Below are 777 nucleotides of genomic sequence, written 5' to 3' on the forward strand. Positions count from 1 at the left end.
ATCCAGTATGATGATGGCGTTCCTCGCCGATTATGATTCTGGTGAGCTCAATCCGGATTATACGGAGTTATCCGATGCACAATGGTTCGGTGTGAAAGAGATGCCACCAGTGGCACCAACAGGCACTATTGCAAGGGCGCTAATTGAGCAGACCGTTAGTGATATTCTTTCAGACTGAGATGCTGATCGTAAAGGAAGTAAAGGTTAAAAATTAATCATTTTTGAGACATCACTGTTGCTAGACTAGCTTGGTATGACGTTCTGTATTGATGGGTTTATAAATAATGGAGTATACCGAATGAAGTTGAAATCAGCGTTATGGCTAGGATTAGTATCGTGCACAATGGTAAGCATGTCGGCAAATGCAAGTATCGAAGTAAAAGCGAAGCGCATGTTGACAGAAAATACCATGACAGAAAATGTAACCAAGGTGCAGCAGGCTTGTGGTAATGAAGTACTAGAAACCAATATCGATTGGGCTCAGTGGGATAATTATGATTTTTCTGAAGCTCGACTTGATAAAGTAAAAACCACAGGTTGGTTAGGTGGCCTTATTAACTACATCTATGATGATATGGTGAAGTTGTGCACGACAACTGAGCACGCAGCTTTGTATAAAGAAGAGTTTCAAAAAGTTCAAAAAATCCAATTCGTAGGTCAAGATTCAGTGAATGCGAAAAAAGCAGGTTTCGCGTTAGATGAAGGTGGTAGCGTACTCAAAGTTGCCTTGAATCCAAATGCGGCTTACGACTCTTCAACGTTGAAGTACCTTAAGCA

The 777-nt window shown here is 41.1% G+C and carries 1 protein-coding gene and 1 pseudogene; both read left to right on the plus strand.

The annotated features are described in order from the left end of the window. Positions 1-178: pseudogene (locus R7Z50_RS26690) on the plus strand (NAD(+) diphosphatase); the annotation flags it as partial. Between the two features lie 120 nt (positions 179-298). Continuing rightward, positions 299-777: hypothetical protein (locus R7Z50_RS26695; RefSeq protein WP_318149641.1), on the plus strand; the 479-nt coding region annotated here is incomplete at its 3' end.

The organism is Vibrio sp. 1249-1 (assembly GCF_033340495.1).